Origin of the sequence: Frateuria sp. GZRR35 (genome assembly GCF_051900415.1) — a bacterium.
Classification (GTDB): Bacteria; Pseudomonadota; Gammaproteobacteria; order Xanthomonadales; family Rhodanobacteraceae; genus Frateuria_A.
The window spans coordinates 15309-30762 of record NZ_JBHZGL010000013.1 but is presented as its reverse complement, the minus strand read 5'-3'; the positions used below and the strand labels follow the sequence as shown (position 1 = coordinate 30762).

Sequence of the window (15454 nt, the reverse complement as noted above, 5' to 3'; positions counted from 1 at the left end):
ACTCCGTTGCCTCGTCAGAACCGCCAGTCCAGGCTCAGGGTGTAGCTGCGCGGCGCGCCGTAGTAGCCGCTGTAGCGCAGCGTGTTGATGTACTTCTCGTTGCCGAGGTTGCGCACGTTCAAACGCACCGTCGCGTCGGGCAGGAATTGCCAGGCGAGGAAGCCGTTGAGCACGGCGTAGCTGTCCTGCCGCACGGTGAAGCCGCTGCTCTCGGTGTTGGAGATACCGCTCTGCCAGCGCCCGCCGATGCCCAGCGAGATCGCGCGGTAGCCCGGCAGGTGGGCGCCCAGCAACAGGTTGGCGGTGCGCCGCGGCACCCACGGGTAGGTGCCGCTGCCGTTGAGCCCGTCCATCTCCAGGGCGGTGTAGCCGATCACCAGATCGACGTTGTCGCCAAGCTTGCCGGTCGCCTCCAGTTCCACGCCCCTGGACTGCACGTCGACCGGTGCATAGATGGTCTGGCCGAACTCGTTGAATGCGCCGGTGGGCGTGGCCAGCCCTTCCTGGTCGGCCTTGAACACGGCCAGCGTGGTGAGCAGGCGATGGTCCAGCCAATCGGCCTTGAGGCCGGCCTCGTAATTCACGCCCTTGCTGGCGTCGAGGTAGCGGTCGTTCGCGTCGACCTGGTCCTGCGGCTGGTAGATGTCCGAATAGCTGACATAGCCCAGCACGTGGTCGCTGACGTCGAACGTCAACCCGCCGTAGGGAGTGGTGTGGCGGGTGGTCTGGTCAAAGCCCAGCGCATAGGAGCGGCCCTGCCGGCGGTACTGCGAGTAGTTGACGCCGACGATCGCTTTCAGGCGGTCGGTGAGCGCGAGCCGGGTAGCGCCGAAGGCGCGCTTCAGTCGCTGGTCGAGCTCGGAGTAGAGCGAGGGTGCGCCCCAGGAGGGTTCGGCGATCGCGTGCGTCGAATACGGGAAAGGCGGCAGCGCGCCCCAGGCCGGCGAATCCGGGTCCGCGTTCTGCTCCCAGCCATCGGTGGAGCTTTTGGCCAGGCTCGCGCCGAACACCGCTTCCTGGTCGCGGCCGAACACATCGAAATGGCCGTTGAGCGTGATCGCGCCCAGGTGCGCGTTGGCCTTGTCGATGCCGCCCCACGGGTAGCCGTACAGGCCCAGTCCGCTGGTCGGATCCAACCCGGTGCCGAGCGCGTCGTAGGCGTAGAACATCTTTTCGTCGCCGGTGGATCGACGGTAGTTGTACGAGACCTTCAGCGTCCAGTTCCCGCCAAGCAGGTGCACGTACTCGGCGAAAGCGGCCTGGTTGGTGGTGTTCCAGTAGGTCCAGTCCTGCGTGGTGGTGGCATTGGTGGGCCACTCGCGTTGCGTGCCGTCATCATTCATGAAGGTCAGCGCGCCCCACATGATGCCGTTGGACTTGGCGCGCTGGTAGGAATAGCCCAGCGTCAGCGTGCCGTTGTCGCCGACCTGGCCGTCGACCACGCCATACAGATAGGTGCGCGTGTTGTGGTTGTCGCGCAAGTAGGAGCCGCCATCCTCGCGCGCGGCCACCACACGCCCGGCCCAGCGGCGATCGGCGGTCAGCGGCGTGGAGTAGTCCGCCTGCGCGCGCGTGGTACCCCACGAGCCGTAGCGCAGGCCGAATGAACCCTGCCGCTGATTGGTCGGGCGCTTGCGCACATAGTTGATGGTGCCGGCAGCGTTGCCCACGCCGGTAAGCAGGCCGTTGGCGCCGCGGATCACTTCGATCTTCTCGTAGCCGAAGCTGTCCATCGCGCCGGTCGACACACCCCAGTTGTTGGGCAGCCCGGTACCGTCGATCTGCGTATTGAGGATGTCGAAGCCGCGTGCGCCATAGCTGGTGCGGTTGGTTTCCCACTCGTCCACCTGCACGCCGGTGGCCAGGCGCAATGCGTCGTTGACGCTGTGCGTGCCGAAATCATCCATCTGCTGGCTGGTGATCTCGCTGATTGACTGCGGCGTGTCCTTGATCGCCAGGTCGAGATTGGTTGCCCCGACGCTGGTGCGCTCGGCGCGCTGGGCGACGACCAGTACCTGGCCCAGGGTAGTGACGTCCGCAGGCGTGTAAGAAGCGGTCTGCGGCGGGTGGGGCCTGTCGACGGCGTATGCCTCGAAGGTAGCCAGCAGGACGCTGGCAGCAAGCAGGGACAGGCGGAGAGCGCTGACCGGACGGTGGCGAAGGAGCATCGAAATTCCCTGATATGCGTTGTCTGGACTGGCGCATCGGGTCTCCGGCGCCACTGAGCCGGCACATCGTAAATGAGAATGATTCGTGATTACAACGACGCGAGTGGTTGTAAAGGAAGGGGCGCCCCTGTGGCGACTTGTAAGATGAACGCGCGCCTCCGGCGGCGCTTCGATGCGTTCTAGTCGGGCGAGTCCGCCCATGCTCGAAGGTCGGCCGTTCTTCGATCCGCTGCAATCACCGAGGAGTCCCGAATGATTCGAATCGTCGCCATCGACCACGTCGTGTTACGCGTGCACGATCTCGAATCGACGCTGGCCTTCTACCGCGACGTGCTCGGCTGTACCGAGGAGCGTCGCCAGGAGGCCATCGGCCTGTACCAGCTTCGCGCCGGCAGCTCGCTGATCGACCTGGTGCCGATCGACGGGAAGCTCGGGCGCCTGGGTGGTGCCGGGCCAGGCTGGGAAGGGCACAACATGGATCACCTGTGCCTGAGCGTGGCGGACTACGACGAGGCAGCCATCGTGGCGCACCTGAAGGCGCATGGCGTGCGCGTGGGCGATATCGGCTCCCGTTATGGCGCGCAGGGCGAGGGACCTTCGATCTACTGCTACGACCCGCAGGGCAACATGGTGGAGCTCAAGGGGCCGCCTGTTTGAGCCCTTTCCCCTCCGGGGAGAAGGTTGGGTGACGGGGGATTCTTGCGACGGGCCGGCTTCGTGGGATTGCTCTTTCAAGAGCAGGCAGTGGCGAACCATCCCTGCGCGCCCCGGCCCTTTCCCCGGAGGGGAGAGGGCGCAGAAGCGAGAGGCCCGCGCGCTGCAGAATGCGGAAACGAAAAAGCCCGCCTTGCGGCGGGCTTCATCTACAATTGGTGCCCAGGAGAGGACTCGAACCTCCACGGTTTTACCCGCTAGTACCTGAAACTAGTGCGTCTACCAATTCCGCCACCTGGGCAGGTGTCGCGCGAGCCGTTCGGGCTGCGCGAGCCGCGTAGAGTAGGCATGTCCCCCCAGCTTGTCAACACTTCGTTGATAGGAAATTCATCGCAACGCGCGGCATGCTGCGCGGCGCTCCAACACAAGGATCTTTTGTGACCAGAAAGAAGACATCCCGCAGCGGCAAGGGCGGCGATACCGCGGCCCCGCGCGCCCCCAAACCACGCGCACGGGGCGGTTCACGGCGTACGCCGCCGGCCGGCGCGCCTGCCCACACGAAGGGCGGACGCGATCCGTTCGCCGAGCGCGAGGCACAACGCTATGAGCGGCCGATTCCCAGCCGCGAGGCGATCCTGGCGTTGCTGGACGAACGCGGCGAGATGCTGAGCGAGGCGCGCATTGCCGAGGCACTCGACCTCCATGAGGAAAGCGATATCAATGCGCTGCGCAAGCGGCTCGGCGCGATGGTGCGCGACGGCCAGCTGCTGCAGGGCCGGCGCGGTGATTTCGCGCCCGTGCGCAAGCTGGACCTGATCCCGGGCGTGGTGCTGGCCAATGCCGAGGGCTACGGCTTCCTGCGGCCGGACGAGGGCGGCGATGACCTCTACCTCTCGCCGCAGCAGATGCGCATGGTGCTGCACGGCGACCGCGTGCTCGCCAGCGTGGTCGGCATCGACCGGCGCGGCCGACGCCAGGGTGCGATCGCCGAGGTGCTGCAGCGGCGTTCGCCCCGGCTGGTCGGCCGTGTGGTGATCGAGAACGGCGTGACGCTGGTCTCGCCCGATGACCGGCGCCTGCACCAGGACGTGATGATCCCGCCGGGCAAGGAACAGGGCGCGCGCGCCGGCCAGATCGTGGTCGCGGAAATCACCGATCCGCCCACGCCGCATCGCGGACCGCTGGGCACGATCGTGTCGGTGCTTGGCGAGCGCCTGCAGCCCTCGCTGCTGGTCGAGATGGCCATCGCCAGCCACGACCTGCCGCATGAGTGGCCGCCTGAAGTGCTGCGCGATGCCGCACAGGTCGAGCCGGAAGTGACCTCGGCCGAGCGCCAGGGACGCACCGACCTGCGCAAGCTGCCGCTGGTCACCATCGACGGTGCGGACGCGCGCGATTTCGACGACGCCGTCTTCGCCGAACCACGCCGCGGTGGTGGCTGGCGCCTGGTGGTCGCGATCGCCGACGTCTCGCATTACGTCAAGGTCGGCAGCCCGCTGGACCGCGAGGCCTACGAGCGCAGTACCTCGACCTACTTCCCCGGCTTCGTGGTGCCGATGCTTCCGGAGACGCTGTCCAACGGCATCTGCTCGCTCAACCCCAAGGTCGAGCGGCTGTGCATGGTCTGCGACATGCAGATCAATGACGACGGCGAGGTAGTGAAGTCGAAGTTCTACGACGCGGTGATGCGCTCGCATGCGCGCCTCACCTACGACATCGTGTGGCAGGCGGTCGGCCTGCTCGACCCGGAGGCGCGCGATCAGGTCGCCGACGTGCTGCCGCAACTCGAACACCTGCACACGCTGTACAAGGCGATGGCCGCGCAGCGCAAGCGCCGCGGCGCGATCGATTTCGAGACGCCCGAGGTGAAGTTCCGCCTCGACCAGCGCGGCGAAGTCGAGGCCATGGGCGCCACCGAACGCAATGACGCGCACAAGCTGATCGAGGAGTGCATGATCGCCGCCAACGTCGAGGCGGCCACGTTCCTCAGCAAGAAGAAGATCCCGGCGTTGTTCCGTGCGCACGAGCCGCCGCCGGCGGAGAAGTACGAGGATCTGCAGCAGTTCCTGCGCGAGTTCAAGCTGCGCATGCCGCCGGTGGAGGAAGTGACGCCCGGGGACTTCGCCGACATCCTCCGCATGGTGCACGACCGCCCCGAGCGCGAGCTGATCCAGTCGGTGCTGCTGCGTTCGCAAAGCATGGCCGCCTACCAGCCGGAGAATCGCGGACATTTCGGGCTCTCGCTCGACGCGTACGCACACTTCACTTCGCCGATCCGCCGCTATCCGGACCTGCTCGTGCATCGCGCGATCCGTTACGCGCTGACCGGTGGCAAGCCCTCGGACTACGTCTATTCGCCCAGCGACATGGCTTCGATGGCGGTGCATTGTTCGCAGCGTGAGCGCCGTGCCGAGGAAGCGGAACGGGACGTCGACGAGCGCTTCAAGACCGCGTGGATGTCCAAGCACGTCGGCAGCGAGTTCGACGGCGTAGTCACCGGCGTGACCTCGTTCGGCCTGTTCGTGGAACTGGAGGAATCGCGCGTGTCCGGCCTGGTGCATATCAGTCAGCTGGCCAACGACTACTACCACTTCGACCCCATCCGGAAGCTGCTCAAGGGCGAGCGCACCGGCGATCAGTTCCGCCTGGGCGACCACGTGCGCGTGCAGGTGCTGCGCGCCAGCCTGGAGGATCGCAAGATCGATTTCCGGCTGGTGCCGCGGCGCGCTCAGGCCGAGCCGGCGACCGCCCCGCGCAAGGCTTACGACTACAGCGCGAGCGGCGAACGCTATTCGCTTCCCAAGCCGGCCAGTGCGCCGGCCGCCAAGCCGCCGGGCATGTTCGGCCGTGCGGCAAGGGCGGTGGGTCGGGCCTTCGGGCGCGGTGCCCCGGCACCGGCGGAGCCGCAGATGCCCGCTCCCCCGGCGCCTGTGATGGGTGATAATCGCGCGCCCCGCGGCAAGGCCACCAAGGTGGTATCCGAAGCCATGGGGCGGCAGGCACTCCCCCCCGAGGAAGGCCGGCCGAAGATTCGCAACAAGGCGGCCAAGGTGGCGTCCGAGGCGGTTGGCCGGTCGGCCCTCCCTCCCGAAGCAAGGCGGCAAGGCAAGGGTAGCCAGGTCAGGGACGAGCAGGCCGGTGGCGCCAAGGCCAAGGGCGATCGTCCCAGGCGCGCTCCAGGCGCGGCCGGCGAGACGGGCGGCAAGCGCAAGGCGCTGGAGGCCGCTTCTGCCGCCACCAAGCGCACAGGTCGCCAGCGCAAACCGAAGGGCAAGGCATGAGTGAGAGTTGGATCGTCGGTATCAACCCGGTCGAGGGCGCTCTGGCCAACGATGCCTCGCGCGTGCGCGAGTTGTTGGTGGACGTCGCCACCGCGCAGCGCAACGCGCGCATCAAGGACCTCGTCGACCAGGCGCGCAGCCACCATATCCCGGTACACCACCGTCCGCGCGAGCAACTGGACAAAATCGCGGGCGAGGCGCGTCACCAGGGCATCGTGGCGCTCTACGAGCCGCCGCCGATGACGCACGAGGACGAGCTGGCGGCGCTTATCGAACGCGACGGCATGGAAACGCTGGTGCTGGTGCTCGACGGCATCACCGATCCCCACAACCTGGGCGCCTGCCTGCGCTCGGCCGCAGCCGCGAAGGTCACGGCCGTGATCGTGCCGAAGGACCGCGCCGTGGGCCTGACGCCGGTGGTGCGCCGCGCTTCGGCCGGCGGCGCCGACCGCGTGCCGCTGGTGGCGGTGACCAATCTGGCGCGCACGCTGCGCGAACTCAAGGACGCCGGCGTGTGGATCACGGGGCTGGCCGGTGAGACCGGGACGTCCGTCTACGAGGTCGACTTCCGCGGGCCGGTGGCGCTGGTGCTCGGCAGCGAAGGCGAAGGCATGCGTCGGCTGACCCGCGAACTGTGCGATTTCGTGGCGAAGATCCCGATGCCGGGGACGATGGAGAGTCTCAACGTATCGGTCGCCACCGGCGTGGTGCTGTTCGAGGCGTTGCGCCAGCGTGGAGCGAAGCGATGAGCGCGCTGTTCTGGTACGACTGGGCCGGTTTCATCGGCGTGGTGCTGGTGCTGCTGGCGTTTCTCTTGCTACAGGCGCACAAGCTGCACGGTAATGGACTTACCTACCAGCTGATGAACGTCTTCGGTGCGTTGGGAGTGACGCTTTCGTTGCTGTTCGGCAGCTTCAACGTGTCCGCGTTCGCGCTGGAGGTGGCGTGGATGGCGATCGGCATCTTCGGCATCGTGCGTAGCGCGCGGCGGCGGCGGGTTGAAAGGACGGTGGGGCCGGATCTGTAGCTCCGCGCAAGGCCGCCCCCATTCGCCTGTCGGCACCTTCCCCCGTGGAACGGGGGAAGGCTCACTCGGAAAGCGTGACGCAAGGGGTGTGTTCCTTCCACCGTTCACGGGGGAAGGTGCCCGAAGGGCGGATGGGGGAGACCTTGCCTCAGCCCCCAGCTTCGGCATCTCCGGATTCGACGTGAAGTCGCGTTTGTCGCGCTCCCCCATGAAACGGGGGAAGGCTCACTCGGAAAAGCGTGACGCAAGGGGTGTGTTCCTTCCCCCGTTTACGGGGGAAGGTGCCCGAAGGGCGTATGGGGAAGCCTCGCCTCAGCCCCCAGCTTCAGCATCTCCGGATTAGACGTGAAGTCGCGTTTGTCGCGCCTCCCCGTGGAACGGGGAAAGGCTCACTCGGAAAGCATGACGCAAGGGTAAGTTCCTTCCCCCGTTCATGGGGGAAGGTGCCCGAAGGGCGGATGGGGGAAGCCGCGCCTCAGCCCCAGCTTCGGCATCTCCGGATTCGACGTGAGGTCGCTTGTCGCGCTTCCCCATGGAACGGGGAAGGCTCACTCGGAAAGCGTGACGCAAGGGGTGTGTTCCTTCCCCCGTTCACGGGGGAAGGTGCCCGAAGGGCGGAGGGGGAAGACCTTGCCTCAGCCCCCCAGCTTCGGCATTTCCGGATTCGACGTGAGGTCGCGCTTGTCGCGCTGCTTGTCCAGCGGCTCGCCGTACACCTGGTACCAGAGGTTCTCCGCGATGTTGGTCGCGTGGTCGCCGATGCGCTCGATGTTCTTGGCCATGAACAACAGGTGCGTGCACGGCGTGATGTTGCGCGGGTCCTCCATCATGTAGGTCAGCAGCTGCCGGAAGTAACCGGTGTAGGCCTCATCCAGCCCGGCGTCGCGTTTCCACACCTGGTAGCCCTGCTCGGCGTCCTGCCGGGCATAGGCACCGAGCACGTCGCGCACCTCGGCGGCCGCCAGCTTCGCGAGCAGGCCCAGGCCGCCGGTAGGGGTCACGGGCGCGACCATCGACAGCGGGATCGAGCGCTTGGCGACGTTGGCCGCGTAGTCGCCGATGCGTTCGATGTCGGAGGCGATGCGCAGGGCCGCAAACACGTTGCGCAGGTCGCCGGCCATCGGGGCACGCAGGGCGAGCAGGCGCACCACGTCGTGGCTGATTTCCTGTTCCAGCGCGTCGATCGCATCGTCGTTGGCAACCACGCGCTGGGCCGCGCGATCGTCGCGGCGCTCGACCACGTCGATGGCCGCCTCCAGCTGCGCGGCGGCGAGCTCGCCCATGCGGACGATCTCGCCGGTGAGGCGGGCCAGTTCGCTGTCGTAGCTCTTGATGATGTGGTCTTTGGTCATGGGTTCGTCTCGGGTAGTTCGTTAGGCGGGCAGAGCAAGGACATCACGGCAACCCCAGCCCTCGCCCAGCGCTCCTCCCCATCCTCGACAAAGGCCGGGGCAGAGCAGGCAGCTCGCGTCAGCCGAAGCGGCCGGTGATGTAGTCCTCGGTCTGCTTCTTGCCGGGTTTGGTGAAGATCTTCTCGGTTTCGTCGAACTCGACCAGCTCGCCCAGATACATGAAGGCCGTGCGGTCGGACACGCGCGCCGCCTGCTGCATGTTGTGCGTGACGATCACGATGGTGAACTGGCTTTTCAGCTCCTCGATCAGCTGCTCGATGCGGCCGGTGGCGATCGGGTCGAGCGCCGAGGTTGGCTCGTCCAGCAATAGCACTTCGGGCCTGAGCGCGATCGCGCGCGCGATGCACAGGCGCTGCTGCTGGCCGCCCGAAAGGCCCAGCGCGTTCTGCTTGAGTTTGTCCTTGACCTCGTCCCACAGCGCGGCGCCACGCAGCGCCTGCTCCACGCGCGCCTCCATGTCGGACTTCGACAGCCGCTCGTGGTGGCGGATGCCATAGGCGACGTTCTCGAAGATCGTCATCGGGAACGGCACCGGTTTCTGGAACACCATGCCGACCTTGCTGCGCAGGCGGTTGAGCGAGTAGCGCGGGTCCAGGATATTTTCGCCGTCCAGCTCGATCGAGCCGGTCGCCTTCAGCTTCGGGTAGATCGCGTAGATCCGGTTGAAGATCCGCAGCAGCGTGGATTTGCCGCAACCGGACGGCCCGATGATCGCCGTGACCTGCTTTTCGGGAATGTCCATGCCGATGTCTTTCAGCGCATGGAAGCCGTCGTAGTGGAAATTGAGGTCGCGGACCTTGAGCTTGGGCTCGGCCACGGGTGGCGCCATCGAGGGGGCCAGGGCGAGGGCGGCAGCGTTAGTCATGGGACACCTTGCGGGTAAACAGCAGGCGGGAGGCGAGGCTGAGCAGCAGCACGAACAGCGTGACCACGAAGGCGCCGGCCCAGGCCAGCGCATGCATCGTCTCGCCCGGATCGTTGGCGTACTGGTAGATCACCTGGGGCAGGCTGGACATCTTGTCCAGCGGGTTGAGCGTCATGAAGTTGTTGCCGAAGGCGGTGAACAACAACGGTGCGGTCTCGCCGCTGATGCGCGCGAGCGCCAGCAGCACGCCGGTAACGATGCCCGAACGCGCCGCGCGCAGCAGGATCTGCGAGGTCAGCTTCCACTGCGGCACGCCGAGCGAGAGCGTGGCCTCGCGCAAGGTGGAAGGCACCAGCCGCAGCATTTCGTCGGTGGTGCGCACGATCACCGGCAGCGCGATCAGCGCCAGCGCCACGCCGCCGGCGAAGCCGGAGAAGGTGGTGTTGCCGTGGGTCAGCGCGGTGCTCGGCAACACGATGATGGTGTAGACGAACAGGCCCATCACGATCGAGGGAGCCGACAGCAGGATGTCGTTCAAGAAGCGGATGGTCTCGCCCAGCCGCGTGCGGTTGGCGTATTCGGCCAGCCAGGTGCCCGCGAGCACGCCGATCGGCGTGGCGATGGCGATACCCACGAAGTTGATGATCAGGCTGCCGACCATGGCGTTGGCCAGGCCGCCCTGGTCGCCGTAGGCAGTGATCTTGGTGAACAGCTTCAGATCGAGCGCGGCGATGCCCTGGCGCAGGGTTTCCCACAGGATCCAGGCAAGGAAGGCCAGGCCGATCAGCGTGGCGAGCGTGCTGAGGACGAGCGCCATGGCGTTGGTCAGGCGGCGGCGGAAGTACAGCAGATCCATCAGCGGCCCTCCCGGCTGGCCAGGCGGCGCAGCATCAGCCGCGCGATCAGCAGCACGATGAAGGTCACCACGAACAGCAGGAACGCCAGCGCCATCAGCGCCGATTTCTGCAGCCCCACCGCCTCGCTGAACTGGTTGGCGATGGTCGAGGCGATCGAGGAGCCGGGGTCGAGTAGCGAGGCGGACAGGTCCATCGCGTTGCCGAGCACGAAGGTCACCGCCATGGTCTCGCCCAGCGCACGGCCGAGCCCGAGGAAGATGCCGCCGATCACCGCCGAGCGCGTGTACGGCAGCACGATGTCCCAGGACACTTCCCAGGTGCTGGAGCCGAGCGCATAGGCGGATTCCTTCAGGCGCGTGGGTACGGTCTGAAAGACCTCACGCATCACCGAGGAAATGAACGGGATGATCATGATCGCCAGCACGATCCCGGCAGTGAGGATGCTTGCGCCGAACGGGTAGTCGCTGGCGAACAGCTTGCCGACGAACGGCACGTGCGTGGCCACCCACGAGGGGTTGCCGTCATCCGGGTTGTTGCCGAGGTAGTTGGTCAGCCACGGCTTGACGTGCTCGGCGAAGAACGGCGCGAAGACGAACAGGCCCCACATGCCGTAAATGATCGAGGGAATGCCCGCCAGCAGCTCGATCGCCGAGGCGACCGGCGTGCGCAGCCAGCGCGGCGCGACTTCCGAGAGATAGAGCGCGATGCCGAAGCTCACCGGAACGGCGATCAGCAGCGCGATGAACGAGGTGGCGAGCGTGCCGTAGACCGGCACCAGCGCCCCGTATTCCTGGCTGCTGGGGTCCCACGCGGAACTGACCAGGAAGTGCCAGCCGAACGTGCCAAACGCCTCGCGCCCGCCCCACAGCGTGGCGAACGCGGCGCCCAGCAGCGCGGCCAGGACGATCAGCGCGCAGGCCTTGAGCAGGCCGGCGAACAGGCGGTCGTGGCGGGCGTCGTGCCTGGCGCGCTGCTCGGGCATATCGGTGGCGGGAATGGTGGACATCAAGTGGGTCGCATGAAGGGAGCCGGGCTCCAGTGGTTGCTTCCTCCGCGCGCGGAGGATGGTGTCCGAAGGACTGAAGGGAACGTTCGGCGAAAAGGCATCCCTGTCGCCCTGTCGGCACCTTCCCCCGCGGGCGGGGGAAGGGCCGGCTGGCGTATGACTGCCGTTTGGGTGTCAGTGCTTGTATTCCGAAGCCCAGTAGGCCTCGATCTTCTGCACCAGGTTCGGCGGCAGCGGCACGTAGTCGAGCGCGGCCGCCTGCTGCTGGCCGTTCTCCAGCGCCCACTTGAAGAAGTCGAAGGCGACCTTGCTGTGCTCGGCGTTCTTCGGCTGCTTGTACATGATCACCCAGGTGGTCGCGGTGATCGGCCAGGCCTTGGCGCCGGGCGCGTTGGTCATGATCAGGTTGAAGTCCTTGGCGCTGGCCCAGTCGGCGGTGGCGGCCGCAGCGGCGAAGCTGTCGGCGTTCGGCGCGACGACGTTGCCGGCGGCGTTCTTCAGGTCCACCCAGCTGATCTTGTTCTTCACCGCGTAGGCGTATTCGACGTAGCCGATCGAACCCTTGATCTGCTTGACATACTGCGACACGCCCTCGTTGCCCTTGCCGCCCACGCCGGTCGGCCAGTCGACCGAGGTACCGAACTTGACCTGGCTGGCCCACTCGGGGCTGACCTTGGACAGGTAGTTGGTGAAGTTGAACGAGGTGCCCGAACCGTCGGAGCGGTGCACGACGGTGATCTTGCCCGCCGGCAGCTTGAGGCCGCTGTTGAGCGCGGCGATCTTCGGGTCGTTCCAGTTCCTGATCTTGCCCAGGAAGATGTCGGCCAGCGTCGCGCCGTCGAGCTTGACCTGGCCAGCCTGCACGCCGGCGATGTTGACCACCGGCACGATGCCGCCGACCACGACCGGGAACTGGCCCAGGCCGAACTTCGCGAGGTCCTCGGCCTTCATCGGCGCGTCGGAAGCGCCGAAGTCGATCGTGCCTTCCTTGATCTGCGCGATGCCGGCGCCGGAGCCGACCGACTGGTAGTTGAGCTGGTTGCCGGTCTTTTCGGCATAGGCGGCGGACCACTTGGACAGCACCGGATAGACGAAGCTGGAACCGGCGCCGGTGATGTCGGTGGCCTGGGCGGCGTTGGCGCCCATCAGCGTGGCGGCAGCCAGCACGGCGGCGGTGCCGAAGCGGGAAACGGTGGTGGTTGCTTTCAACACGGTCGGTCCTCTTGGAAGTGTGCGTCGCGGGCGGATTCCCGGCGGACGCATTTGAGGTCAGGCGTGTTGCAATGAAATGAGATGAATGTTGCAGCGTGATGACACGCCGCATCCGGCTGTCATGAAAAGCGGTCAGATCAGGGTCAGTCCGACCTGGTCGCGCTCGAGCGTTTCCAGCCGCCGCCAGCGATTGACGATCGAGCAGAACAGTTCCGCCGTGCGCTCGGCATCGTAGATGGCCGAATGCGCCTCGCGTCCGTCGAACGCATGGCCGGCCGCCTGCACCGCCTTGCTGAGCACGGTCTGTCCGTAGGCCAGGCCGCTCAGCGTCGCCGTGTCGAAGCAACTGAACGGGTGGAACGGATTGCGCTTGTGCCCGCAGCGGCGCACGGCCGCGTTGAGGAACGCTAGGTCGAAGGCCGCGTTGTGGCCGACCAGCACGGCGCGCTGGCACTCGCTCTCGCGCATGGCCTGGCGCACCGGGTTGAACACATGGTCCAGCGCCTGCCGTTCGGACAGCGCACCGCGCAACGGATTGTCCGGGTCGATGCCGGTGATCTCCAGCGAGCGCGGGTCGATGCGGGCGCCGGGGAAGGGCTCCACATGCGTAAACACGGGCGCGCGCGGGTGCAGGTAACCCTCGCCGTCCATCCCCAGGGTGACCACGGCGATCTCCAGCAATGCGTCGTGTTCGGCATCGAAACCGCCGGTTTCCACGTCCACGATCACCGGCATGAAGCCGCGGAACCGCTGGCACATCCGGGCAGCCATGCTGTTGCTTACGTATTCCATCGACGGAGCATATCAGCGCCCGGTGGGGCGCTCGCGAAGTCCGCGTCTGCACCCTGATGCGTAGTGTCTTCGTTCTGTCACGCAACCGGCATGGAACCGTAAACGAAGCGACGCATCCTGCCTCCATCCCAGCTTGGCCTTCCGGATCGAAAGGGGGCGGTCGAGGGGTTCCTACCAACAGTGGAGAGACACATGCGTTCGAAGATGCTCGTGGTGGCGATCGCCGCCGGTTTGGGCCTGGCAGGCGCCGGCGTGCATGCGGCACCGGCCCCGCAGGATGCGCAGTCGGCTGCGCGCAGTGCGGAGGTCGAGCAACTGAAGGCCCAGTTGGCCGCCCTGCAGGCGAAGATGGACGAGCTGGAACAGCGCACCGACGCGCAGTCCGACATCAACGTGAGCACCGGCCAGAACATCGAGGCGCTGCAGAAGTCGCAGGCCGCGGCGCCCTCGCTGGAAAAGGCGCTGGCCGACACCAGCTTCTCCGGCAAGATGTATTTCGACTTCTCGAACATCGACCAGAAGAACAGCGACACGGGCAAGACCGACGCCTCGGGCACGGGCCTGGACGTCAAGCGCTTCTACCTGGGCGTGGACCACCAGTTCAACGACATCTGGTCGGCCAACCTCACGACGGACTTCAACTACGTCAGTAATGACGGCGAGACCAACCTGTTCGTCAAGAAGGCGTACGTGCAGGGCAAGTTCGACCCGGCGGCCGTGCTGCGCATCGGTTCGGCGGACATGCCGTGGATTCCCTTCGTGGAGAGCTACTACGGCTTCCGCTATGTCGAGAACACCCTGACCGACCGCCTGAAGTACGCCAACTCGGCCGACTGGGGCCTGCACCTGTTCGGTAACCTGGGCGCCAACAAGGCCGCCAATTACGCGGTGTCGGTGGTCAACGGCGGCGGCTACAAGAACCCGGGTCGCAGCAAGGGCGTGGACATCGAGGGCCGCGTGGGCTTCGTGCCGTTCGAAGGCATGATCGTCGCCGTCGGCGGCTACAGCGGTCACCTCGGCAAGGAGACCGAGAGCATCGATGCGCCCCAGACCGCCCAGCGCGGCGACCTGATGGTCGCCTACGCGGACAAGAAGGTGCGCGTGGGCGCCGAATACTTCACCGCGAAGAACTGGGGCAACCTCGTCCTGAGCCCGGTCGAAGACAAGGCGGACGGCTACTCGCTGTGGGGCTCGGTCGCGCTCACCGATGACATCGCCCTGTTCGCCCGCTACGACAACGCGAAACTGAGCAAGGACCTGGACGACGAAGCCAAGGACGTCTACTACAACCTCGGCCTGCAGTACCAGGTGACCAAGGGCTTCAAGCTGGCCGCGGTGTGGAAGCACGAAAAGGCCGAGCGCTCGGTCGCCGATCCGGTGCCGCCGCATGTACAAAACGTCAAGACGAACGAGATCGGCGTGTTCGGCGAGGTCGCGTTCTAGGCAGCCGCTGCGTTTGCCTGCTCTTGAACAAACCTTCACGCGGGCCGTGGATCATTAGCCCCGTGTCAAGGAGTGGTTATCGGAAGGGAGTTCTACCCAGGGAGGGACAACGGCGGGCCGCAAGCCCGCCGTTATTTTTTTTGGCCTCGCATAACTTTGTCTGCGAGGCTCGAATGAACACCGTGCTGCGCGGTTTCGCGGCTGCACGAGGGCATGGAGCAGGCACGGCCGTGCTGCTATCGTCGCGCTGCCCTTGGACTTGCCAGGAGGTCTCCATGCACATCCGCAAGCTCACCGACCAGGTCAGCGTGTCACCGCAGATCCTGCCCGGCGAAATGGCCGACCTCGAAGCGGCCGGCTTCCGCAGCGTGATCAACAACCGCCCCGACGGGGAGGCGGACGACCAGCCTTCCAGTTCGGAGATGGCGCAGGCGGCCGCCGCGAACGGCCTCGCCTACCGGGACATTCCGGTCGTGCCGGGGCGTTACGACGCCGACGTCGTCGACGCGATGGCACAGGCGCTGGATGAGATGCCCGCGCCGGTGCTCGCCTTCTGCCGTACCGGCACGCGTTCGACCACGCTGTGGGCTCTGCAGGCGGCCCGTGAGGGCGAAGCCGAAGCGATCGTGAAGACGGCGGGCGATGCCGGTTACGACATCGCTGCGCTTGCGCCGCGGCTGCGGGCGATGCGGCATGCCTGAGCGGATGCAGGTCGATCGCCTCTGCTGTTGCCGGTT

The 15454-nt window shown here is 66.4% G+C and carries 13 protein-coding genes and 1 tRNA gene; 6 read left to right on the top strand and 8 right to left on the bottom strand.

The window, feature by feature from the left end; all coding sequences use genetic code 11:
• Window positions 1–14 precede the first annotated feature (14 nt).
• The gene (locus ACFWZ3_RS14315; RefSeq protein WP_439708353.1) at window positions 15–2168 is read right to left on the bottom strand and encodes a TonB-dependent siderophore receptor; all 2154 of its coding nucleotides are present in this window, start codon (window positions 2166–2168) and stop codon (window positions 15–17) included.
• Window positions 2169–2420: 252 nt separating this feature from the next.
• Between ACFWZ3_RS14315 and ACFWZ3_RS14310 the strand changes: the two genes are divergently transcribed.
• Entirely contained in the window at window positions 2421–2825 is a 405-nt protein-coding gene (locus tag ACFWZ3_RS14310; RefSeq protein WP_439708352.1) for a VOC family protein, read from the top strand.
• Window positions 2826–3038: 213 nt separating this feature from the next.
• On the opposite strand, the gene ACFWZ3_RS14305 is transcribed toward ACFWZ3_RS14310, so the two are convergent.
• Window positions 3039–3123, bottom strand: a tRNA-Leu gene (locus ACFWZ3_RS14305).
• A gap of 136 nt (window positions 3124–3259) precedes the next feature.
• On the opposite strand from ACFWZ3_RS14305, the gene rnr reads away from it, so the two are divergent.
• Genes rnr through ACFWZ3_RS14290 form a run of 3 tightly spaced genes read left to right on the top strand, consistent with a single transcriptional unit; the run spans window position 3260 to window position 7130 of the window.
• The gene (rnr, locus tag ACFWZ3_RS14300; RefSeq protein WP_439708351.1) at window positions 3260–6103 is read left to right on the top strand and encodes a ribonuclease R; all 2844 of its coding nucleotides are present in this window, start codon (window positions 3260–3262) and stop codon (window positions 6101–6103) included.
• Entirely contained in the window at window positions 6100–6852 is a 753-nt protein-coding gene (gene rlmB / locus ACFWZ3_RS14295) for a 23S rRNA (guanosine(2251)-2'-O)-methyltransferase RlmB (protein WP_439708350.1), read from the top strand. The genes rnr and rlmB overlap by 4 nt, the downstream gene beginning before the upstream one ends.
• Complete coding sequence (locus ACFWZ3_RS14290) at window positions 6849–7130, top strand: CBU_0592 family membrane protein (RefSeq protein WP_439708349.1); 282 nt, start codon at window positions 6849–6851, stop codon at window positions 7128–7130. Before rlmB ends, ACFWZ3_RS14290 begins: the two co-directional genes overlap by 4 nt.
• Before the next feature lie 635 nt (window positions 7131–7765).
• Here ACFWZ3_RS14290 and phoU read toward each other — a convergent pair.
• From phoU to rnt, 6 genes are all read right to left on the bottom strand, one after another.
• Complete coding sequence (gene phoU / locus ACFWZ3_RS14285) at window positions 7766–8482, bottom strand: phosphate signaling complex protein PhoU (RefSeq protein ID WP_439708348.1); 717 nt, start codon at window positions 8480–8482, stop codon at window positions 7766–7768.
• Window positions 8483–8600: 118 nt separating this feature from the next.
• Window positions 8601–9407: a phosphate ABC transporter ATP-binding protein PstB gene (gene pstB / locus ACFWZ3_RS14280; RefSeq protein ID WP_439708347.1), complete on the bottom strand. Its 807-nt coding sequence runs from the start codon at window positions 9405–9407 to the stop codon at window positions 8601–8603.
• The gene (gene pstA / locus ACFWZ3_RS14275; protein WP_439708346.1) at window positions 9400–10263 is read right to left on the bottom strand and encodes a phosphate ABC transporter permease PstA; all 864 of its coding nucleotides are present in this window, start codon (window positions 10261–10263) and stop codon (window positions 9400–9402) included. The genes pstB and pstA overlap by 8 nt, the downstream gene beginning before the upstream one ends.
• Complete coding sequence (gene pstC / locus ACFWZ3_RS14270; protein WP_439708345.1) at window positions 10263–11270, bottom strand: phosphate ABC transporter permease subunit PstC; 1008 nt, start codon at window positions 11268–11270, stop codon at window positions 10263–10265. The genes pstA and pstC overlap by 1 nt, the downstream gene beginning before the upstream one ends.
• Window positions 11271–11444: 174 nt before the next feature.
• Window positions 11445–12479: a phosphate ABC transporter substrate-binding protein PstS gene (pstS, locus tag ACFWZ3_RS14265; RefSeq protein ID WP_439708419.1), complete on the bottom strand. Its 1035-nt coding sequence runs from the start codon at window positions 12477–12479 to the stop codon at window positions 11445–11447.
• Between the two features lie 135 nt (window positions 12480–12614).
• Window positions 12615–13274, bottom strand: coding sequence for a ribonuclease T (rnt, locus tag ACFWZ3_RS14260; protein ID WP_439701222.1), 660 nt, complete (start codon window positions 13272–13274; stop codon window positions 12615–12617).
• Between the two features lie 192 nt (window positions 13275–13466).
• Here rnt and ACFWZ3_RS14255 point away from each other — a divergent pair, with 192 nt between their 5' ends.
• Window positions 13467–14717 carry a porin gene (locus ACFWZ3_RS14255; protein ID WP_439708344.1) on the top strand — a complete coding sequence of 417 codons (1251 nt, stop codon included), beginning with the start codon at window positions 13467–13469 and terminating at the stop codon, window positions 14715–14717.
• Between the two features lie 275 nt (window positions 14718–14992).
• Window positions 14993–15418: a TIGR01244 family sulfur transferase gene (locus ACFWZ3_RS14250; protein WP_439708343.1), complete on the top strand. Its 426-nt coding sequence runs from the start codon at window positions 14993–14995 to the stop codon at window positions 15416–15418.
• Window positions 15419–15454 lie beyond the last annotated feature (36 nt).